Here is a 20,376-nt window from a genome sequence, read left to right on the forward strand (position 1 = left end):
GCGAAAAAACTCACAGGCTTTAATAATAGAGGTTCTTAATGGAAAGTCAGGTCATTCAACCTGGTTCTGCGCCGCAAAGTATGCTGAAAGGCGGACGTTCAAGTCGCAGGGCATTTAAGGATAAAGCGGCTCAAATTGGGGTCACGATTGGCGGCACTATGGTGTTTGTCGCCTTATTGTTGATCTTCTTCTATTTGCTGTACGTGATTAAACCCATTTTCGACAGCGCGGATGTGACTCCCGTCAAAAGCGTGAGTTATCAACATGCTGAAGTCGCGACCCTGATGGTTGGCGCCGACGAGCAAAATGAGGTTATGTATCGCGTGGCCGCCGATGGCCAAGTGGATTTCTACACTGTTGCCGATGGCAGTTTACTCTCCAGTTTTACACCGCCATTACCTGCGGGTGTGAGCGTAACCAGCGCCGCGATTGCCGCGCCGAGTGAGCAACGCTTCGCACTGGGGTTAAGTAACGGTCAAGCCTTAATCGTAGGGATTGAGTTTGGCTTAAGTTACCCCAACAACAAGCGCCTTATTACCCCAAAACTGCGTTACAGCGCGGGTGAAGCGCCGATCACTATCGATGAGTCGGGCAGCGCTATCCATCATTTAGCCTTTAGTTACAGCAACGATAAAATCAGCTTCGCCTACCAAGATGATAATGGTGCTTGGCGTTTAAGCCGTCTCGAAGGTCAAGAAAACATGATGACCGAAGAGGTGGAATGGACCACCACGGGCGCACTACTGCCCGATGCACCTAAAAAAGTTGCGCACCAATTGATGACACCGGATCAACGCCAATTGATGCTGCAAATGGGCAACAAGGTGTTTATCTACAATATCCGTGATGTTGAGAGCCTGGATTTAATGCAGGTCATTGATGCGGAAAAGGAAAAGTCTAAGGTTAACAACATTGCCTTACTTGCCGGTGCCAGCTCGATTCTGGTGAGCTACGACTCAGGTGTGGTGACCCAGTACTTCCAAGTGAATGGTCCAAAAGGCCGTTTATACAAAGAGATCCGTGAGTTTACCGACTTAGCGCCAGTTGCCTCGATTGCCTCTGAGTTCTACCGTAAAAGTTTTGCCGTGGTGAGCCCAGAAGGTGAGTTATCACTCCTGTATACCACCAGTGAGCGCGAACTGTTTGATGAAAAGTTTGACCTTAAAAACCCAGGTGTGATGGGCTTTAGCCCTCGTTCTAACGGCCTAGTGGTTGAAGCGAACAAACAACTGAATATCTTCCACGTGGAAAACTCGCACCCAGAAGTGTCTTGGAGCGCGCTGTGGAATAAGGTGTGGTACGAAGGTTACCCTGAGCCTAAGTTTGTGTGGCAATCCACCTCGGGTAGCGATGACTTTGAAGCCAAACTCAGCTTAATGCCATTGGCCTACGGCACCATGAAGGCGGCGTTCTACGCCATGCTGTTCGCCGTGCCATTAGCGATTGCGGGCGCCATCTACACTGCTTACTTTATGTCGCCAAAGGTGCGCGGCATTGTTAAGCCAACGATTGAAATCATGGAAGCCTTACCTACGGTTATCTTAGGTTTCCTCGCCGGACTTTGGTTAGCACCGCTGATTGAAGAGCACTTGCCGGGCATCTTAGTGCTGCTGGTACTGCTGCCGACGGCGATTCTGGTGTCGGCTTACTCTTGGAGCAAATTACCCGGTACTTGGAAACAACGTCTGCCTGAAGTCTATCAAGAGCTGATGCTCATTCCGGTTATCTGCTTTGTGGGTTGGTTCTCCTTTGCCATCAGCCCGATGATCGAAGTGGCGCTGTTCGATGGTAACACTCGTCAATTTATTACTAACGAATTAGGCATCACCTTCGACCAACGTAACGCGCTGGTAGTGGGTATCGCCATGGGCTTTGCGGTTATTCCAACGATTTTCTCGATTGCCGAAGACGCGATTTTCTCTGTGCCACGCCATTTATCCAACGGCAGTTTGGCGCTGGGCGCGACGCCTTGGCAAACCCTGACACGTGTGGTGCTGTTGACCGCAAGCCCAGGGATTTTCTCTGCTGTCATGATGGGTCTTGGCCGCGCTGTGGGTGAAACCATGATCGTACTGATGGCAACGGGTAACACCGCCATCATGGAATGGAGCGTGTTTGAAGGTATGCGTACGCTGGCGGCTAACATCGCGGTGGAAATGCCTGAGTCGGCGATTGGCAGCTCGCACTACCGTGTGCTGTTCCTCGCGGCCTTCGTTCTGTTCGTATTTACCTTCTTCTTTAACACGATTGCCGAAGTGGTAAGACAGCGTCTACGTGACCGCTATAGCTCGCTGTAATGGAGATAAGATAATGATACTAAATACTATTTCGCCAATGACCTTGAGAGGTTTGTGCAATGGGTAAGTGGGTAAAATCAGGCTCGCCATGGATTTGGATGACAGGTGGCGCGGTGAGCATCAGTTTGATTGCAGTATTAGGCCTGTTACTGCTCATTGCATGGCGCGGATTAAGCTACTTTTGGCCTGCAACGATTTATCAATGGGAACTTGAAGATAACACAGGCGCACGTTCAACCTTAATCGGTGAGATTTACGATAGGGAAGAAGTGCCAACCGAACGCTTAACCGCCGCGGGCCATGTGTTTAAACAGCCACCCGGTGAGTTTGTGACACGTTACTTAGTGAAAACCGGTAACCGTGAGTTTGTGGGCTTAGATTTCCGCTGGATTTTAGCAACAGACATTATCAGCCGTAGCGAGCCTGCCGATGTGGCCATGCTTGAGCGTGCTAAAAACGGTAACTTTTATGGCTACCCAGTGGCCGTGATTGAAAACGGTAAACGCTTAGAGCTGAAAAACGATGCGCTTGAATCCTCTTTAATGGAGCATATCGACCGTGCCGTTGCTTTGTCTGACAAAGCGTTATCACTGCAAAAACAAGATATTGGTGCGATTAACTACAACATCGAGAAACTGCGTTTAAAAGAGCGTCGTTACGAGTTAGATGGTGAGCTGACCGATAGCCGTAAGCTGGAGTTAGCGGCCGCGAAGGAAGCGCTCCAAAAAGAATACCATGTGCTTGAAAAAGAGCTGTTTGCCCTGCGTGATGAAGCGGCTCGCGACTCTGTTATCGTGCGCGATATGCGTGGTGTTGAGGTTGAACTTAAGCTGGATTCGGTTCTCGATGTCACCTACGTCAACCACTTAGGCTTGATGGGTAAAATCGGCAAATGGTTTGTCGGGCTAGGCCGCTTTGTTAGCGACGACCCACGCGAAGCCAACACCGAGGGCGGCGTGTTCCCTGCAATTTTCGGTACCGTGTTTATGGTGCTGTTGATGGCGATTATCGTGACGCCATTCGGGGTGATTGCCGCGATTTACCTGCACGAATATGCCAAAAAAGGCCCAATCACTAAGATGATCCGCATTGCGGTGATTAACTTAGCGGGTGTGCCATCGATTGTGTACGGGGTGTTTGGTCTCGGGTTCTTCGTATACATGATGGGTGGCTCGATTGACCAACTGTTTTACGCCGAAGCCTTACCGTCACCGACCTTTGGTTCGCCAGGGGTGATTTGGTCGGCGCTGACATTAGCGATTCTGACCTTGCCAGTGGTGATTGTATCGACCGAAGAAGGCTTAAGCCGTATTCCTAGCGCAGTGCGTCAAGGCAGTTTGGCACTGGGCGCGACTAAGGCCGAAACCCTGTGGCGGATTGTGATCCCGATGGCAAGCCCTGCGATTATGACGGGTCTGATTTTAGCCGTGGCCCGTGCAGCGGGTGAGGTGGCACCGTTAATGCTGGTGGGTGTGGTGAAATTAGCACCGACATTGCCACTGGACTTAAACTTCCCGTTCGTGCATTTAGAACGTAAATTCATGCACTTAGGGTTCCATATTTATGATGTGGGCTTCCAGAGTCCTAACGTTGAAGCGGCACGTCCTCTGGTATACGCCACCTCCTTCTTGCTGGTAACAGTGATTGTGGCACTGAACTTAACCGCGATTAGTGTGCGTAACCACTTACGTGAAAAATATCGTTCGCTTGAGCATTAATCAGCGATTATCCTGAAAGTATTAGGACTGAATATGATTTCTATAGATTCGACAGCCATGAAAACCAACAACTTTGACTTAGCAAACTTGAGCCAGAACGATACCGCACTGGAGATCCGCAACTTAGACCTGCGCTATGGCGACAAGCAAGCGCTGTTTAATGTGTCGATGAAGATCCCGAAGAAGCAAGTTACGGCGTTTATCGGCCCCAGCGGTTGTGGTAAATCCACCTTATTGCGCTGCATTAACCGCATGAACGATCTGGTCGACAACTGCCATATCGACGGCGAGATTTTGCTGCACGGTCAAAATATTTATGACAAAAAAATCGACGTTGCCGCCCTGCGCCGCAACGTAGGTATGGTGTTCCAGCGTCCTAACCCATTCCCTAAGTCGATTTACGAAAACGTGGTTTATGGTCTGCGTCTGCAGGGCATTAACAACCGCCGTGAACTCGATGAAGCGGCCGAGCGTTCGCTACGCGGCGCGGCGATTTGGGATGAAGTGAAAGACCGTCTGCACGATAACGCCTTTGGCTTATCCGGTGGTCAGCAGCAACGTCTGGTGATTGCCCGTGCGATTGCCATCGAGCCAGAAGTATTACTGCTCGACGAACCGACTTCGGCCCTCGACCCGATTTCAACCTTAACCATCGAAGAGCTGATCACTGAGCTTAAGACTAAGTACACAGTGGTTATCGTGACCCACAACATGCAACAGGCGGCGCGGGTGTCGGACCAAACGGCCTTTATGTATATGGGCGAATTGGTGGAATACGCCGATACCAACACCATTTTCACCACACCGAAAAAACGTAAGACCGAAGATTACATTACCGGCCGTTACGGTTAATCACCTTGCCTTTGGCAGTGGTGATGTGAGTGATAAGCGATAAACGAAATAAGCCACCGCCTAGAACAGAGTTAAACATTGCAAACTCCATCTAGGCGTTGATACAGTTGAGTAAAAGGTTGGCCAAATGGAAAATATGAATTTAAACAAACATATCTCTGGGCAATTTAACGCCGAGTTAGATGATATCCGTAACCGTGTACTCGCCATGGGTGGCTTGGTTGAGCGTCAGTTAGAGCAAGCCATCGACGCCTTAAGCACCTTAGATGCCGAATTAGCGCAAAAGGTGATCACCGGCGATCACAAAGTGAACGGCATGGAAGTCTCGATTGACGAAGAATGCACCCGCATTATCGCTAAACGCCAACCAGCGGCGAGCGACTTACGTCTGATCATCGCGATTTCAAAATCGATTGCCGATCTTGAGCGTATCGGTGACGCCTGTGTGCGTATTGCCAAGGCGGCATTAGATAAGCGTTTGAATAATCAGCAACCGTTATTAGTCAGCATTGAAAATATGGGCCGCCATGCGATTCGTATGCTGCACGCAACGCTCGATGCCTTAGCCCGTATGGATGCCGATTCGGCGCTGGAACTTCATAAAGAAGATGCCAAGCTCGACCGTGAATATGAAGGCATTATCCGTCAATTAATGACCTACATGATGGAAGATCCACGCTCAATCCCAGATGTATTAGACGTACTCTGGGCAGCCCGTGCGGTTGAACGTGTGGGCGATCGTTGTAAAAATATCTGCGAATACATTATTTACTACGTGAAAGGTAAAGACGTTCGCCATACTTCCTACGAAGATATGGAAAAGGATTTAAAGGACTAAACGCCTTTTATCATACGGCTTTATCCGCAAACGCTCTGCCTAACCGCAGAGCGTTTTTTTGTGTTTCTTTGGGGGGATAAAGTGAACTGTAAGTCAGACAATAAGTTTGGTTTACGCCTCTGACCTATAAGAGGGGTTACCAATTAGCAAGTTTATCTTTTTGCATAAAATCGTTGTTTGAAATTTGTTATTTACAATAAATAACCCTTTGTTTAATCTGACACTCGCTATAGGTTAATCTCGGCGTTAACCGACACTCGAGAGTAGAAACAGCACAATGGAATGGGCGCTGTATCGGCGATTACAGGGATAAGTAGATGAGCCAATTGTTGTATTCTTTAAAGCAGGGGTTCGAAGCCCTGAAAAGTATTCGCAATCATATAGTGGAAGCGAATTTACCCGCAGATTTCCCTCGACCCGAATTACCGCCGATATCAGAAGAGGCGAAAGCGGCACTGTTGCAACTACTCGAGCCGCTAGAAGCTTATCGAATTGAAAAACTTGAAACGAAACTTTCTCGGAAGAAATGGGCCAAGCGGTTAGGCTGGCTCCTGTGCTTGCCTGCGCTGGTTGTTGATTTGATGTCGTTAGCCTCAAATAGTGACCCAAGCATTCTGAGCTTGATTGTTCTCGCAGGCATTTTGATGTGGGTTCAGTTGCCTGAAATACAATTTAAGCGCCATTATAAGAATAAAATTTTACCTGTTTTACTCGATAAATTAGGGGATTACCTATATAGCCCCGATTCCTGTGTCAATCTGGATGCCGTGGCTGATTTTGAACTCATGCCCAGTTTTAGCAAGAAAGAAGCTGAAGACCATATTCGCGGCAAGGTAGAAGATGTTAGCTTCGAGTTTTGCGAGTTAACCTTAAAATCCCGTGGAAGCAAGTCGGATAAAATTCAATTTAAGGGTGGGGTGGTGATTATCTCTATGCCCTTTCATTTTGAATCTCACACCATTGTTAGCCAAGACTATGGTTCCCTGGGGAATGCCATTTCAGGCATCAAGCAACCCAGAGTTAAACTAGAAAGTGTCACCTTTGAGGCCATGTTTGAAGTGTATTCACACGATCAACATTATGCGCGATATTTATTGTCACCCGCAGTGATGGAACGATTGGTTGAGTTGGAGCAATTATTCCGGAAAACCGCACGAGGTTCAGGAATAAGCATCGAGTTTAAAAATAATACAGTGCTTATTATGGCGAGCTATTTTGGTAATTTATTTGATAATGTGGACATCAACTTGCCCACACAGGATATGTCAAAGATCCCATTGTTACAGCAGGAGCTGGTCCTCATCACTAGCATTATCAAGCAGCTAAAACTGGATTATCTCGCGGCACAAAATGTGGCAGCACAAAAAATGCATGCGAGGATGGAGACATTAGCGAGTTAACGATAATAGTGTGCTGAGCGGTTATCTATTCACATAGTTTTATACAGAGGATGAAACAGCAAGCATTGTTCTTTATCACGCCGATGATTATTTGAGTCATTGGACAGAAGATTCGCCAGCGCAATGCTAGTCATCACTTGAGCCTCATCGCTAGGTTAACCATCGGATATAACGTGAGCTGTTCAAAACTTATCAGAGGGCGGTGAGCGCGCGGCATATAAACCTCCTTGTTTAATGCTTAAATAAAGCATAATAGGAGCTTAAAACTAGCGCGCTATTAAAGCTTGAGGTGTTTATTTTAAGTACAGTCTAGTTCTCTGTCCATGGAATGGCGTCAGGTAGAGTAGTTGTGATGGCTTTTAGGGGGTATACGGTACAAAGCTAATATCGCCACCGGCCCATTCTTGCGGAATTGCTTTACAAGAAATTGAACCGTTAAGTAGACCATTTATAAAGCTTGTAAATGAAACTTCAAATACCTCAGGTTCTGAATGCCTACCTAAAACGACAATTTTCCATTTTCCACTTACACCTGCAGTAGACCAACAATAAATATCCCCATCAATGGAAATTCCCCATGGAAGTAAACCTCCTGGCTCAAATAAAAGTGGAAATGGATAGGTTTCTGGAAACTCTTCTTTTAAGGTTGAAACAGACGAAAGGATAGGTGCGAATTGGTGGAGCAGATTGATATAAGTATTTTTTGAAAATGGGTTAAGCACTGTTAACCACCCACCGATTTCACCCGTACCATAATGCTCTATAAACATCATGTAATCAGTTGGTAATGACTTGCCATAAAAATTGGTAACTAAGCCCCAGTCTAAACCTTTACCTGCCTCGAATGGTGAAGAAGGAATAGTGAGATAATTACTCATTTCTTCGAAATTTTTCATATGTATCCTAAAGCTAAATTAAGAAAATAAATCCGACCACTCATTATAAATCAACAACATAATTTACTTTTGGCTTGTCTACAACTTGTCAGAATTAAAATAGTTTAAATAATACCCCTCAACAGTCGTATGGGCTGCATTTTAGAAAATAAATTGCGCTAATTTCTTCAAAAATGGGGTATTTCAGTCGAGCTATGTCGTCCCATAGTGTTTGGGAAGTCTAGGTAAGGATTGCTTTCGAAGTAATATAAGTGACTGTTAATTATGATTAAAGTAATGGCGGCTCGACGAAAGATGCCGTCGTCGCTTTTCGAGATGTTCGCAGTCATCAGTCAGTTCTTCTAGTGTGCCCACCAGATCATGAAATAGTTTGCCAAACACAACACTGTTGTAAGCTTGAACCAATTGTCGGGGGACTATTTAATTTGAGCTATAACTTGGCGCTATTTTTACTGATGGAACCGTGTTTATCGCTGCGAATGATTCGGCTTGTACCATCCACCAACTCGGGGTAATAGGTTAAGGAAAACGTAATCCCCTAGGAGATTGCTTGGCTGCAACAATGGTAATCGAGTGTGTCTTCAATACTTCTCAGGGGGCCGCGAAGGCGCGGCATGCAAACCTCCTTGTTCAATGCTTAGCCAATCATGGTAGAAGGTTAACTGCTGCGCTATTAAAATATTCCTTATCTAAATTTTCCTTTTACTTTATTGAATTAGATAGTTTTTAATAGCAAGTGCCGAATTAAGGGTCAATTGGATTTGTCCCTTAACTTGTTCAAATGTACTGTTCGCTAAGTCGATAAATGGCGCTTCTGTTGATACAGTTACCGATTTCCCTGAAGGCTTCACAGCAAGTGACAAATCAACAACATCGGCGAACTTGTCTGCAATTTCGTCGTATCTGTTGAGCTGTCCGTGATAAATGACTTTTATTCGCTGCCCGCGAATTTGATGAACAATGACAATATTTCTCTGATTGGGGATCGGATAAAAGTGTATCCAATCGTGGCCTGCCGCTCTAGGTTTTGCTACTTCAGGATTAAGCTCGGGGTGATTGCGGGCAACAAAATCCAAGTACGCAGTCGCAAAATCCGTCATCCTCGGACAGACCACAGATTGGTAGCCTCGCCTGTTCTTTTTTATAGCTTCTTGTAGAAAGGTTGCTCGATACTGACTGCGAACATCGGCTTGAGCTTGAAAAAATGTGACGACTTGCTCATAAGATAATTCAACATCATATGGTTCGGAATTTCTATCAATGTAGCTCTGCGGCGCAAACAAACAGGTGGTGAACTTAGCCCACTCACCCTGTGTAATGCCTTTTTCACCCCGCATTTTGTAACGATGGCCTTGCTCAGTTTGCGCTGCTGCATCAATCTTGTTTTCAATCAGAATGGCTTCGCTTAACCCCGTTTCCGCCTCAAATTTTACTATCAAATCCGACTCACCAAGCAGTGCATCAGACACAGAATGCCAAGCCCCAATTATCCTAATTGGCGAAGGTCGTCGGGTTGCTTCAGATACAAACCAATTTGTAAAAGACTCTGACACTAGCAGCTCTTCCAGTATTAGCAGGTCTACATCACGCTCCATAACATTCAGGTAGGTGTTTAACTGTTCCATTGCCTCAATCGACCTTGCTAAAAGCTGAAGACGCGAACCAGTATCTAGGGAGCGTCCAAATATGTCTATATTTTCTCACTTTGATTATTTTGCGCTACCTATGATAGCGCAGGGGGAGGTGAACCATGTCCTACCTGATTGGAGTAGCAAAGCCCGTACTTTATCCATGTTATATCGGGACCGCGACCACCTCCCCATGCGGGTACGGTTGTTTATCGAGTTTGTAAAATTGCACTTTAAGTAGGGCTCATAAGTAGAGCTCGCTTTATCCTGCCTGCCAAGGTACACCGACATTTGAGCGCGTTGGGGTTATAACGCGCAGGCGGGCAGATATTCGGATAATTCCAATAGATTCAAATCGGGGTCGCGGATATAGACTGAGTTGATGCGGCCTGTGGCGCCGGTGCGCAGTACTGGGCCTTCAATAATCGCAACTTCAAGGCTGTTTAAGTGGTTGATCACTTCTTCGATATTGTGGCTGACCACAAAGCAGAGATCGGCGCTGCCGGGCGTGGCAAGGTTTGCCTTAGGTTCAAATTCGGCGCCTGCTTGGTGCAGATTGATTTTTTGATCGCCAAAACTTAAGGCGATTCGGCCCTGGCCAAATACGGACTTTTTCATCCCTAACACGCGTTGATAAAAGTCGACGCTGGCCTCGATATCTTTCACGGTTAACACTAAATGGTCTAGTCGGGTCACGCGCATATTCTTTCCCTCGATGCCGTAGCGGTTTGTTATTGGTTTTCTCTGCGCCTTACCTTACATCAAGTGCTGGTGCAAAAGTGACTCTGTGGTAGCATTTAACGCGCTTTTTAGCGTAAATAATTTATGCCTTTTTTTATCCTATTGGATTTGATGAGATTGTAATGAAGAAAACCTTAGCCCGTGGTTTGATGAACCTGCTGCCGATGGCGTTAAGCCTGTGGTTGTTTTGGTCATTGTTTGTATCGTTAGATGGTTTAGGGATTTTTATTTTAGAGTTGGTAGGGATTAACCAACATTTTGTCGGCGCGGGCTTTATCTTAGTCGTGGCCATAGTGTTTGCGGTGGGCCTGTTGTTTTCGGTGAGCCCTATTGTGTGGCTCTATGGCTGGATTGAACGTCAGCTAATGCGTTTTCCGCTGTTTAAATCTGTTTATGGCAGTATTCGTGATATCGCTTCCTTAATGAACCGTGAGGGTAAACCCAATACTCAGCAAACCGTGTTGGTTAAACAGGCCAATGGCGGGTTTGTGGTGGGTTTTATTATGACGGATACACCGCCGCAACCATTGCTCGATGCCTTACCCGAAGGGGATTGGGTGCCTGTGTTATTCCAACTCAGTTACCAAATGGCGGGGGTCACTAGCCTAGTCAAACGTGAAGATTTGATTTTAGTGGATTGGTCTTTTGAAGAGGCGATGCGCTTCAATTTAACCGCGGGGATTTCGCAAACTCCGGGCGCGGCAACGGTAAAAACTAAAGCCGAATAAGTTGGCTTTGATTTTTGAGTTAGTTTTTTGCGTCAAATAGATACATTTTTGTGATACAATCCGATGGCGACTTAATAGGTCGCCATTTTTTATGCTAATTCCGTGACTGCTGTTTAGCATTATCTGTGTCTCTATTGAGTCAGTTCTCGACAGCATGTGGTTTCTGTTCGAAGGCGCCTCAGTAGGGCTTAAGCAAGGCCGAGTCGTTATTTATTACTGGTTATTTGCTACTGGTTAACCGTTATTAGCTAATCGCGCTTTGCATTCCTTATCCTCGATATCATTAATATCGAACCGCTTACATGCATTATGTCGCCATAGAGGTTGAACCCTGCGATTCGGTCGCATGGTGTCGATGCTCGCAGCTCGCTGCCTTTGACAGGGCGGCTGGTTTTTAAAGGGCATTGCACAACAGCGGTGTCGCTGTTTATCGAGCAAATGGTTACTGACTTTGCTATTGCGTAAAAGCGCCGGGCAAACAGGCTAAGGTGAGGAAGTGTTCCAACATGAGTATGACATCACAAGGCATTGCTGTCCGCGAGTCCTTGTCATGGATTATTTGTGCATATTTCATCCTGATCACATACTGCTGAGGCAAGAGTTATCTATTATTGTGCTATCTCTTCAAAATTGAAGGGATTTCAATAGGAATTGCCTGATACAAGGGAGTTTTATGTCTATAAAGTCGAGTATAAATCCACCGGTTTTTTATTCGTCGGTCTTTTTTATCACCTTCATGGTGATGATCTGCGCCATTTGGCCGACTGAGGCCAATCACTTTTTCAAATCCATGCAGTCGTGGCTAGAAGCTAAAGCGGGCTGGTTATATATCCTTGGTGTGGCGATTTTTCTGATTTTTATCATCTTTGTCATGGTCAGTCGCTTTGGTGACATTAAGCTCGGCCCCGATCATGCTGTGCCCGATTATAGCTATAAGAGCTGGATTGCCATGCTGTTTTCGGCGGGGATGGGGATTGGATTGATGTTCTTCGGCGTCGCCGAACCCGTGATGCATTACTTAGCGCCGCCAGATGCAACGCCTGAGACCTTGGCCGCCGCCAAAGAAGCCATGAAGATTACCTTTTTCCATTGGGGCATACATGCGTGGGCGATTTACGGGGTGGTTGCCCTGAGTTTGGCCTATTTTGCCTATCGGCATAAGTTGCCCTTGTTACCCCGCAGCGCACTCTATCCCTTAATTGGTGAGCGTATCCATGGCCCGATTGGCCACTGCGTCGATACCTTTGCGGTATTGGGGACAATGTTTGGGGTCGCGACTTCCCTAGGCTTTGGGGTATTGCAGGTTAACTCGGGACTAAGCTATTTATTCGAGCAATTGCCTAATAACACCACGGTGCAAGTGTCACTGATTATTGGCATTACCTTACTCGCCACTCTGTCGGTATTTTCGGGGCTCGATAAAGGGGTGAAGCGCTTAAGTGAGCTTAACTTAGGCTTGGCCCTTATCCTGTTGCTGATTGTGTTAATTCTTGGCCCAACCGTGATGTTGCTGCAGGCCTTTGTGCAAAATACCGGTAGTTATCTCAGTGATATCGTTAATAAAACCTTTAATTTGTATGCCTATCAGCATAAGGAAGACTGGCTTGGCGGTTGGACGCTACTCTACTGGGGCTGGTGGATTTCGTGGTCACCTTTTGTCGGCACCTTTATTGCGCGCGTGAGTCGCGGCCGTACTATACGTGAGTTTTTAGTCGGCATTTTATTTGTGCCTTCGGCGCTGACCTTTTTGTGGATGACGGTATTTGGTAACTCGGCCATCGACGCCATTATGAATCAAGGCGCGACCTACCTAAGCGAAGCGGTGAATACCAATGTGCCCGTAGCTTTGTTTGTGTTTTTTGAACATATGCCTTTCCCGCATCTCCTGTCGGGCATAGGGATTTGTTTAGTGGTGACTTTTTTTGTGACCTCATCTGACTCGGGATCCTTAGTAATCGACAACCTGACCTCGGGGGGCGATAACAATGCGCCTGTCTGGCAACGGGTGTTTTGGGCATTGCTGCAGGGCGTGGTGGCCTCGGTGCTACTCATCGCGGGCGGTTTACAGGCACTGCAAACCGCTGCTATTGCCAGTGCGATGCCATTTTTATGCGTGATGCTGCTGATGTGTTTAGGGCTATACAAGGCGCTGAAAGACGATTGGCTTAAGATCAACAGCGTGCAGCTCCATACCACCAGTGTGCAATACGCTAAGACCAATATCAGCTGGGAGGATCGTATTGAAGTCTTAGTGTCGCATCCCACCGAAGATGAGGCGCGTATCTTCCTCAATAATGTGGCGACACCGGCGTTATCTAAGGTGTGCCAGCAATTTATGAGCAAGGGCCTGACGGCGGATCTTGAGTATCTCGACGGCAAAGTGCGATTGGTGATCAGCAACGAAGCCTATCAACCCTTCGTATATGGTGTGCGGATGCGCTGCTTTGAAATCGTCAATCCCGTCGGTGAAGAGTTAGAGCAGGGCAATAATTGGTATTATCGCGCCGAAGTGTACTTAGAGCAGGGCGGCCAGCACTATGATGTGATGGGCTATACCGAAGAGCAGCTATTGGCGGATGTGGTCACCCAATACGAGAAATACCTGCACTATTTGCACTTGTCCAATGCCGACCAAGGACATGTCGCCTAAACGCTTCGCGTGTTAGAAATATTGCCCCAAGGAATAACTCGGATTATCCTTGGGGCACTTTTTTAGGGGTTATCAGTTAGGTGTAAGCATGTCAGCAAATCCAGGCCAGAGTAAGTTAGATCAAGTCTTAGCCCAAGAGCGGGAATACCGTGCGAAACGTGAGGGCGGTTACCGCGAGCAAGCGCTCAAATTGTATCCTTGGATCTGTGGCCGCTGTACCCGCGAATTTACCTCAAAAAACTTAAGCGAGTTGACGGTTCACCACAGAGATCACAACCACGATAACAACCCATCCGATGGTTCTAATTGGGAATTATTGTGCCTCTACTGCCACGATAATGAACATTCACGCTTCGAAGAACTGATCCGCTACGGTAGCACCACCGAAACCAAGCAAGCGGCGGCGACCTATAATCCCTTTGCCGATTTAAAGGCGATGATGAAAAAGTAGCGATAAAAGTAAAAAGCCTGAAATTTTCAGGCTTTTTTTGCAAGTCGTGCCTCGGCTTCCAGCCATTTAGCGCGGCTTAGCACCTGTTGATTTTCGTCGCCTTCGAAATGGGCTTTGCGGGCGGGAAGTTGCGCGATAATCGCGGCGTGTTCTGCATCGCTGGCATCGCGCCAAGCGACAATCTCATCGATATGGCGAAAACAGCCCATGCAATAATCTTCATCATTTAAGCCGCAGCGGGCAACGCAGGGGGAGAGCATACTTTTCCTCTTAACAGGTTTTCGTCATCGGGTTCAATGGGTGAGGCCGCAGCGTTAACTGTTGCTGCGTTAAGGCGTATCTCCCATGCATGCCAGCGAGTAAAGCAGGCTGACAAAAATTGTGGCGATACTAGCAGCTTTAGCCGCTATTTGGGCAGCGATATTAAGTAAAATGCACCTTGATATTCGTAAAGGCTTAATGACGGCACTGTTTTCAAACTGACGGCTAAGCCCAATAAAATAGTCAAATGGAACACATCAGAGTAAAGCAAATTCAGCATGGCAATTAAGCTCGATAATCATAAGCAGGCAGGGGATATATCCGACAGTCAGGATTGGCTCAAGGCGCACTTTATCCAGTTGGATAAGTTACTTGAGCAGAGCCGCGCCCTGTGGCAAGTGCGCGCCTTTGAGGCAAAAGCACTGCCTTGGGCGGCGCAATTCCCAAGGCTTGCAACCACCCTTTGGGCGCTTGATGATGCCGTGCTCGATACTTTGGATGCCGAGCAATCGGCGTTAGTCGATGCCTTATCTCCTGCACTTAAGCAGGATCTTGCCGCGTTAGGTTTAGACTGGGATCTGTCTTTACTTCTATCCTCCTTTGCCGAACTTTCGCAGGGCTCAGATATTGATTCAGATATAGGCTTTGATATTAGCTCTGACATCAGCTCTGATGATATTGAAACTGCTACTTCACCTCGTATTGATCTTACCGAGTTGGCTCACTTTAGCGCCCATATAAAAGGCCGTAAGTGGGAGCAGATCACTGCCTTTGTGCAGCATTTGCCCGATGCGGGATTACCCGTGCTCGAGTGGTGTGCGGGCAAAGGGCACTTGGGCCGTTTGATTGCCAAGGCACGTGGTGTGGATGTGTTAAGCCTCGAGTGGCAGGCGATGCTCTGTGAAGAGGGCCAAGCCTTTGCCGATAAATGGCATTTATCACAGCGCTTTGTTTGCGCCGATGCTTTCGCTATCAACGATAAAACTAGCGAAAATTCCGCTCATCAAACCAATCCTTTTTGCGCTCAGCAACAGGCGGTGGCGCTGCATGCCTGTGGCGATTTGCATGTGCGTTTATTGCAATTGGCGGCAGCGGCGGGCACACAGGCACTGGCGATTTCACCTTGCTGCTACCATTTAATTCAAGCTAATCAATATCAAGGCTTATCAACACTCGCTAAAGACAGCGCGCTGTGTTTAAGTCGCCATGACTTGCAATTGCCTTTACAACAGAGCGTAATCGCAAATCCGAAACAACAGGCGCTGCGGCATCAGGAAATTGCTTGGCGGCTGGGGTTTGATGCGCTGCAGCGAAGTTGCCGTGGCATAGATGCTTATTTACCCTTGCCCGCCATAAAGCAAAGCCAGCTGAGCGGCGAGTTTGCCGAGTTTTGCCATTGGGCGGCGGCGCAAAAGACGGTTACCTTAGCCGCAGATTGTGATTTTGACGCTTGGCTTGAGATAGGCAAACAGCGACAAAGGTTAACCCGGCGCATCGATTTGGCCGCGCATTTATTCCGCCGTGCGCTGGAGCTGTGGTTAATTCTCGATCGCTGCTGTTTTTTGCTGGAAAGTGGTTATCGGGTAACCCTGAGGGAATTTTGTGCAACCAGCGTGACGCCGCGAAATGCGCTGATTTTGGCGCAAAAATCGAGCGATTGAAAAATAATTTGAATGATGAGGCCATACTTGCCTGTTTTTTATGAAGTATTTCTTTATTAGTTCATTTTGAATTAACGGATAGGCGGCATGATCTGCACAAGGGCTGATAAGCTCTGTGAGACAAGTCTAAGACGAAAGATGGTTTTTTATTGAATCATCGGGCTTTTCTTGTTCAAATGTCGCCTTAATGACAAATAACAACTAAAAACTGACCTAAAAGATCAGTGATCTTAGTGAGCGAATAAAACAGTTTCATGAAATATTCCCGCGTATTTATTAATAGCCTTGCCTATGAACTGGCACCTGTCGTGGTTTCCAGTAGCGAGCTAGAATCTCGCCTTGCGCCTCTATATCAAAAATTTCGCATTCCTATGGGGCAACTTGCGGCGTTAACGGGCATTACCGAACGCCGTTGGTGGCCTAAAGGGCATCAATTATCCGATGGAGCGATTAAAGCGGCGCACAAGGCAATTGCAGAAACGGGAATAGAAGTCGCCGAACTGGGCGCTGTGGTGTATACCGGCGTTTGCCGTGACCAACACGAACCCGCCACCGCTTGCCGGATTGCGGCGGCATTAGGTGTGTCGAAGGACACGGCGATTTACGATATCAGCAATGCCTGTCTTGGGGTGTTATCGGGCATTTTAGACATTGCTAACCGTATCGAGCTTGGCCAAATTAAGGCAGGCATGGTGGTGTCCTGCGAATCGGCGCGGGATATTGTCGATGTGACCATTGATAATATGCTGGCCGATCCGACCATGCAGAATTTTGCGCAGTCGCTGGCGACCTTAACCGGCGGCTCTGGCGCGGTGGCGGTGATCCTGACCGATGGCAGTTTGCCGCTGACGAATGTGCGTAAGCATCAGCTGCTTGGTGCCTCCCATTTATCAGCGCCACAGCACCATCAACTGTGTCAGTGGGGCTTGCAGGAAGTGGGGCACAATATTTACCGTGAGTTTATGCGTACCGATGCGGTGACCTTGCTCAAAGAAGGGGTCGAGCTGGCAAAACACACGTGGGAGCATTTCCTCGCGCAGCGGAATTGGTTGGTCGAGCAGGTCGATAAAGTGATCTGTCATCAGGTTGGCGCTTCAAACCGTAAACAGGTCTTGAGTGCGTTAAATATTCCGCCTGAAAAAGAATTCCCTACATATCAACTGCTTGGCAATATGGGCACTGTCTCTTTACCCGTCACTGCGGCCATGGCACACGATCAAGGCTTTTTACGCCCGGGGGATCAGGTGAGCTTTTTAGGTATCGGCAGTGGTTTGAACTGCATGATGCTGGGTATTAAGTGGTAGTTTTCCAAGATTGTTATCTGCCTTAGCCGACGCTTGAGCGCAAGGTTTGCTAGGGCATTTTTATGCTTATTGGTTTAGCGATGGGCATTAGCGATGAGCAGAGGTAAAGCCGAATTTACCTGCACAGGCTACCAATACAAAAACAATTAGAACAAAAGATAGGAAGCGTCATGTTAGACACTCTGTTGCCGTTTAAACGTCATTTTCTTAGCCGTAATGGCAACAAGCTGCATTACATCAATGAAGGCCAAGGTGAGCCTGTGGTCATGGTGCACGGTAATCCAAGTTGGAGTTTTTATTACCGTAATCTCGTGAGCGCCCTTAAGGATACTCACCAGTGTATCGTGCCCGACCATATTGGTTGTGGCCTGTCGGATAAGCCGGATGACAGCGGTTACGACTACACCCTTAAGAGTCGCATTGATGATTTAGAGGCGCTGCTCGATAGCCTAAAGGTAAACGAAAACATTACCTTAGTCGTCCACGACTGGGGCGGCATGATTGGCATGGGCTATGCGGCGCGTTACCCTGAGCGCATTAAACGTCTGGTGATTTTAAATACCGGCGCCTTTCATTTACCCGATACTAAGCCTTTACCGCTAGCGCTGTGGATCTGCCGCAATACGCTGCTCGGCACTGTATTAGTGCGTGGTTTTAATGCCTTTTCATCGATTGCATCCTACGTTGGGGTAAAGCGTCAGCCGATGTCCAAGTACATCCGCGAGGCCTATGTTGCGCCGTTTAACTCATGGGCAAATCGCATTTCGACCCTGCGCTTTGTGCAGGATATTCCGCTAAAACCGGGTGACAGAAACTATCAGCTGGTGTCGGATATTGCCGCCAGTCTGCCAAAGTTTGCCAAGGTGCCGACACTGATTTGCTGGGGTTTACAGGACTTTGTGTTCGATAAGCACTTTTTAGCCAAATGGCGCGAACATATGCCCCATGCACAGGTGCATGAATTTGCCGATTGTGGTCACTATATCCTCGAAGATGCGAGCGACGAGGTGATTACCCATATCAAACACTTTATGGCTGAGGCGCAAACGCCAGAGCCTGAAGTGCAGTCCGTTGAAATGGAACAGGTCACAGAGCCTGAGGCAGAAATTCAAGCGCCACAGGCCGCACATTAATGGCTAGGGTGGAGGATGCGCAGCTCGGTCATGGGACATCTAGCGTCGAGCAAGCAAGCGATGCCAATATTTGTCGGCATTTAAAGCAGGCCGCCCATCACATACCCCATCATCTCGCGGTTGCGGTGCAACAGGGCAAGGGCAAATCCCTTGCCAATCTGACTTACCAAGAACTCGACTTTATTAGCCTCGATAAACAAAGCGATGCCATCGCCTTCGCGCTCAATGCCCATGGGCTGACGCGGGGGATGAAGGCGGTGCTGATGGTCACCCCGAGTCTGGATTTTTTTGCGTTAACTTTCGCCTTGTTCAAGGCGGGGATTATTCCCGTGCTGGTTGACCCGGGCATGGGGATTAAAAACCTTAAGCAATGTTTTATTGAAGCCGCGCCCGATGCCTTTATCGGTATTCCTAAAGCCCATATCGCCAGACGCTTATTAGGCTGGGGTAAGGGCAGCGTGCAGCATCTTATCAATGTGGATGGCAATCCCAGCGGGCTTGCAGGCACACTATCGCGCTTACTCACGGGCGCGCCAAGTTTAGCGTCGATACTCTTATCAACAGCTAAGTCGTCTACAGCTAAGTTGCCGGAACAGGCTGAGTATCCGATGGCGCTGTTAGAGCATGATGAGATGGCGGCGATTCTGTTTACCAGTGGCAGCACGGGGACGCCAAAAGGCGTTGTCTATAGTCACGGCATGTTTGAGGCGCAAATTCAGGCGCTAAAGCAGGATTATGGCATTGCACACGGCGAGCGTGATTTGGCGACATTCCCGCTATTCTCCCTCTTTGGTCCGGCGCTCGGTATGGCATCGATTGTACCTGAGATGGATGCCAGCAAACCGATTACGGCCAATCCTGAATTTTTATTTGCCGCCATTGAGAAATACCAATGCAGCAATATTTTTGTTAATCCGGCCTTGCTTGAGCGTCTAGGCCGCGCCGGTGAGCAAACCGAATCGAAAAAGCAGCATAAACTCAGCAGTGTGAAACGCGTGATTTCCGCAGGCGCGCCCGCGACCATTGCCTCGATTGCCCGTTTTAGCAAAATGCTCAGTGACGGCGTGCCTGTACTCAATTCCTACGGCGCCACCGAATCCTTACCTATCAGCATGATCGCCAGCGATGAGCTATTTACCACGACTCAAACCACGGACAATGGCGGTGGGATTTGTGTCGGCCGCGCCATCGATGGTGTCAGTATCGAGATTATCGCCATCACTGAAGCTGATATTCCTGAGTGGGATAATGGCCTGCGTCTTAACGCGGGGGAAATTGGCGAAATAGTGGTAACAGGCCCTATGGTGAGCCAGTCCTATTATCGCCGCGAAAAGGCAACGACGGCGGCTAAAATATGGGATTGCGAGCAGCAAACCTTCAGGCATCGCATGGGCGATCTTGGCTATCTGGACGACAGTGGCCGGTTGTGGATGTGTGGCCGCAAAGCTCATAGAGTGGATGCCACCCAAGGCGGGCGGTGTATTAAACGTTACTATTCCATTCCGAGTGAGCGTATTTTTAATACCCATCCGAATGTGAAACGTTCGGCATTAGTGGGGATCAAAGTGAAGGGCCAAGGTGGCGTGAGTGAGATTGAACCACTCATCTGTATCGAGCTTGACCAATCCTTGGTGTGCAATAAGAGCGCGCAGCTCTATCAAGAGTTGATGGCGATTGCCGAGCAGTATAGCCAAACTCAGGGGATTCGACGTTTTCTCATTCATCCCGATTTCCCCGTGGATGTGCGCCACAATGCAAAAATATTTAGAGAAAAATTAGCCGTTTGGGCGCAATCGCAAACCAAAGGCTGATTTCAAT

Annotated in this window: 16 protein-coding genes and 1 pseudogene; 12 read left to right on the forward strand and 5 right to left on the reverse strand. The window is 47.9% G+C overall.

Translation table 11 applies throughout. The features are described 5' to 3' along the window. Positions 1-38 precede the first annotated feature (38 nt). The 5 genes from CF168_RS07230 (at position 39) to CF168_RS07250 (ending at position 7,105) form a co-directional block, all read left to right on the forward strand. The gene (locus tag CF168_RS07230; protein ID WP_089067456.1) at positions 39-2,297 is read left to right on the forward strand and encodes an ABC transporter permease subunit; all 2,259 of its coding nucleotides are present in this window, start codon (positions 39-41) and stop codon (positions 2,295-2,297) included. Positions 2,298-2,356: 59 nt separating this feature from the next. Next, positions 2,357-4,015 carry a phosphate ABC transporter permease PstA gene (gene pstA / locus CF168_RS07235; protein ID WP_011623311.1) on the forward strand — a complete coding sequence of 553 codons (1,659 nt, stop codon included), beginning with the start codon at positions 2,357-2,359 and terminating at the stop codon, positions 4,013-4,015. A gap of 33 nt (positions 4,016-4,048) precedes the next feature. Then, complete coding sequence (pstB, locus tag CF168_RS07240) at positions 4,049-4,867, forward strand: phosphate ABC transporter ATP-binding protein PstB (protein WP_011623310.1); 819 nt, start codon at positions 4,049-4,051, stop codon at positions 4,865-4,867. A gap of 127 nt (positions 4,868-4,994) precedes the next feature. Beyond that, positions 4,995-5,705 carry a phosphate signaling complex protein PhoU gene (gene phoU / locus CF168_RS07245; protein WP_011623309.1) on the forward strand — a complete coding sequence of 237 codons (711 nt, stop codon included), beginning with the start codon at positions 4,995-4,997 and terminating at the stop codon, positions 5,703-5,705. Positions 5,706-6,022: 317 nt separating this feature from the next. After that, complete coding sequence (locus tag CF168_RS07250; protein ID WP_089067457.1) at positions 6,023-7,105, forward strand: DUF3137 domain-containing protein; 1,083 nt, start codon at positions 6,023-6,025, stop codon at positions 7,103-7,105. Positions 7,106-7,464: 359 nt separating this feature from the next. Here CF168_RS07250 and CF168_RS07255 read toward each other — a convergent pair whose 3' ends face one another. The 4 genes and pseudogenes from CF168_RS07255 to CF168_RS07275 all read right to left on the reverse strand — a co-directional run bounded on the left by CF168_RS07255 (position 7,465) and on the right by CF168_RS07275 (position 10,331). Continuing rightward, the gene (locus CF168_RS07255; protein WP_089067458.1) at positions 7,465-8,001 is read right to left on the reverse strand and encodes an SMI1/KNR4 family protein; all 537 of its coding nucleotides are present in this window, start codon (positions 7,999-8,001) and stop codon (positions 7,465-7,467) included. Between the two features lie 258 nt (positions 8,002-8,259). Then, positions 8,260-8,539: pseudogene (locus CF168_RS22515) on the reverse strand (transposase); the annotation flags it as partial. 169 nt (positions 8,540-8,708) lie between these two features. Beyond that, positions 8,709-9,626 (reverse strand): PD-(D/E)XK nuclease superfamily protein, encoded by a 918-nt coding sequence (locus CF168_RS07265; protein WP_089067459.1) that lies wholly within the window; start codon positions 9,624-9,626, stop codon positions 8,709-8,711. Between the two features lie 309 nt (positions 9,627-9,935). Further along, a complete protein-coding gene (locus tag CF168_RS07275; RefSeq protein WP_088210702.1) occupies positions 9,936-10,331 on the reverse strand; it encodes a VOC family protein in 396 nt (131 codons plus the stop codon). A gap of 161 nt (positions 10,332-10,492) precedes the next feature. On the opposite strand from CF168_RS07275, the gene CF168_RS07280 reads away from it, so the two are divergent. The 3 genes from CF168_RS07280 (at position 10,493) to CF168_RS07290 (ending at position 14,199) form a co-directional block, all read left to right on the forward strand. After that, positions 10,493-11,098, forward strand: a complete 606-nt coding sequence (locus tag CF168_RS07280) for a DUF502 domain-containing protein (RefSeq protein ID WP_011717603.1) — start codon at positions 10,493-10,495, stop codon at positions 11,096-11,098. Positions 11,099-11,771: 673 nt separating this feature from the next. Then, a complete protein-coding gene (locus CF168_RS07285; protein ID WP_088210703.1) occupies positions 11,772-13,748 on the forward strand; it encodes a BCCT family transporter in 1,977 nt (658 codons plus the stop codon). An 88-nt stretch (positions 13,749-13,836) separates the two neighbouring features. Continuing rightward, positions 13,837-14,199, forward strand: coding sequence for a YajD family HNH nuclease (locus CF168_RS07290; RefSeq protein WP_011717601.1), 363 nt, complete (start codon positions 13,837-13,839; stop codon positions 14,197-14,199). Between the two features lie 26 nt (positions 14,200-14,225). Here the strand turns inward: CF168_RS07290 and CF168_RS07295 are convergent, their stop codons facing one another. Then, positions 14,226-14,459 carry a DUF1289 domain-containing protein gene (locus tag CF168_RS07295; RefSeq protein ID WP_011717600.1) on the reverse strand — a complete coding sequence of 78 codons (234 nt, stop codon included), beginning with the start codon at positions 14,457-14,459 and terminating at the stop codon, positions 14,226-14,228. Between the two features lie 279 nt (positions 14,460-14,738). Between CF168_RS07295 and CF168_RS07300 the strand changes: the two genes are divergently transcribed. The 4 genes from CF168_RS07300 (at position 14,739) to oleC (ending at position 20,369) form a co-directional block, all read left to right on the forward strand. Beyond that, positions 14,739-16,121 (forward strand): methyltransferase, encoded by a 1,383-nt coding sequence (locus tag CF168_RS07300; protein ID WP_088210704.1) that lies wholly within the window; start codon positions 14,739-14,741, stop codon positions 16,119-16,121. A 254-nt stretch (positions 16,122-16,375) separates the two neighbouring features. After that, on the forward strand, positions 16,376-17,425 hold the full coding sequence (locus CF168_RS07305; RefSeq protein ID WP_011717598.1) for a 3-oxoacyl-ACP synthase III: 1,050 nt from the start codon (positions 16,376-16,378) through the stop codon (positions 17,423-17,425). 170 nt (positions 17,426-17,595) lie between these two features. Then, on the forward strand, positions 17,596-18,558 hold the full coding sequence (locus CF168_RS07310) for an alpha/beta fold hydrolase (RefSeq protein ID WP_089067460.1): 963 nt from the start codon (positions 17,596-17,598) through the stop codon (positions 18,556-18,558). After that, positions 18,558-20,369: an olefin beta-lactone synthetase gene (oleC, locus tag CF168_RS07315; RefSeq protein ID WP_088210706.1), complete on the forward strand. Its 1,812-nt coding sequence runs from the start codon at positions 18,558-18,560 to the stop codon at positions 20,367-20,369. The genes CF168_RS07310 and oleC overlap by 1 nt, the downstream gene beginning before the upstream one ends. Positions 20,370-20,376 lie beyond the last annotated feature (7 nt).

Source organism: Shewanella bicestrii (assembly GCF_002216875.1).
Classification (GTDB): domain Bacteria; phylum Pseudomonadota; class Gammaproteobacteria; order Enterobacterales; family Shewanellaceae; genus Shewanella; species Shewanella seohaensis.

Bases quoted from the DNA above. Each gene is read 5' to 3' on its own strand.
- phoU (WP_011623309.1), top strand. From the start codon at position 4,995: ATGGAAAATATGAATTTAAACAAACATATCTCTGGGCAATTTAACGCC.
- CF168_RS07230 (WP_089067456.1), top strand. From the start codon at position 39: ATGGAAAGTCAGGTCATTCAACCTGGTTCTGCGCCGCAAAGTATGCTG.
- CF168_RS07305 (WP_011717598.1), top strand. From the start codon at position 16,376: ATGAAATATTCCCGCGTATTTATTAATAGCCTTGCCTATGAACTGGCA.
- CF168_RS07265 (WP_089067459.1), bottom strand. From the start codon at position 9,626: ATGGAACAGTTAAACACCTACCTGAATGTTATGGAGCGTGATGTAGAC.
- oleC (WP_088210706.1), top strand. From the start codon at position 18,558: ATGGCTAGGGTGGAGGATGCGCAGCTCGGTCATGGGACATCTAGCGTC.
- CF168_RS07280 (WP_011717603.1), top strand. From the start codon at position 10,493: ATGAAGAAAACCTTAGCCCGTGGTTTGATGAACCTGCTGCCGATGGCG.
- CF168_RS07275 (WP_088210702.1), bottom strand. From the start codon at position 10,331: ATGCGCGTGACCCGACTAGACCATTTAGTGTTAACCGTGAAAGATATC.
- CF168_RS07310 (WP_089067460.1), top strand. From the start codon at position 17,596: ATGTTAGACACTCTGTTGCCGTTTAAACGTCATTTTCTTAGCCGTAAT.
- pstB (WP_011623310.1), top strand. From the start codon at position 4,049: ATGATTTCTATAGATTCGACAGCCATGAAAACCAACAACTTTGACTTA.
- CF168_RS07300 (WP_088210704.1), top strand. From the start codon at position 14,739: ATGGCAATTAAGCTCGATAATCATAAGCAGGCAGGGGATATATCCGAC.
- CF168_RS07250 (WP_089067457.1), top strand. From the start codon at position 6,023: ATGAGCCAATTGTTGTATTCTTTAAAGCAGGGGTTCGAAGCCCTGAAA.
- CF168_RS07290 (WP_011717601.1), top strand. From the start codon at position 13,837: ATGTCAGCAAATCCAGGCCAGAGTAAGTTAGATCAAGTCTTAGCCCAA.
- CF168_RS07285 (WP_088210703.1), top strand. From the start codon at position 11,772: ATGTCTATAAAGTCGAGTATAAATCCACCGGTTTTTTATTCGTCGGTC.
- pstA (WP_011623311.1), top strand. From the start codon at position 2,357: ATGGGTAAGTGGGTAAAATCAGGCTCGCCATGGATTTGGATGACAGGT.
- CF168_RS07255 (WP_089067458.1), bottom strand. From the start codon at position 8,001: ATGAAAAATTTCGAAGAAATGAGTAATTATCTCACTATTCCTTCTTCA.
- CF168_RS07295 (WP_011717600.1), bottom strand. From the start codon at position 14,459: ATGCTCTCCCCCTGCGTTGCCCGCTGCGGCTTAAATGATGAAGATTAT.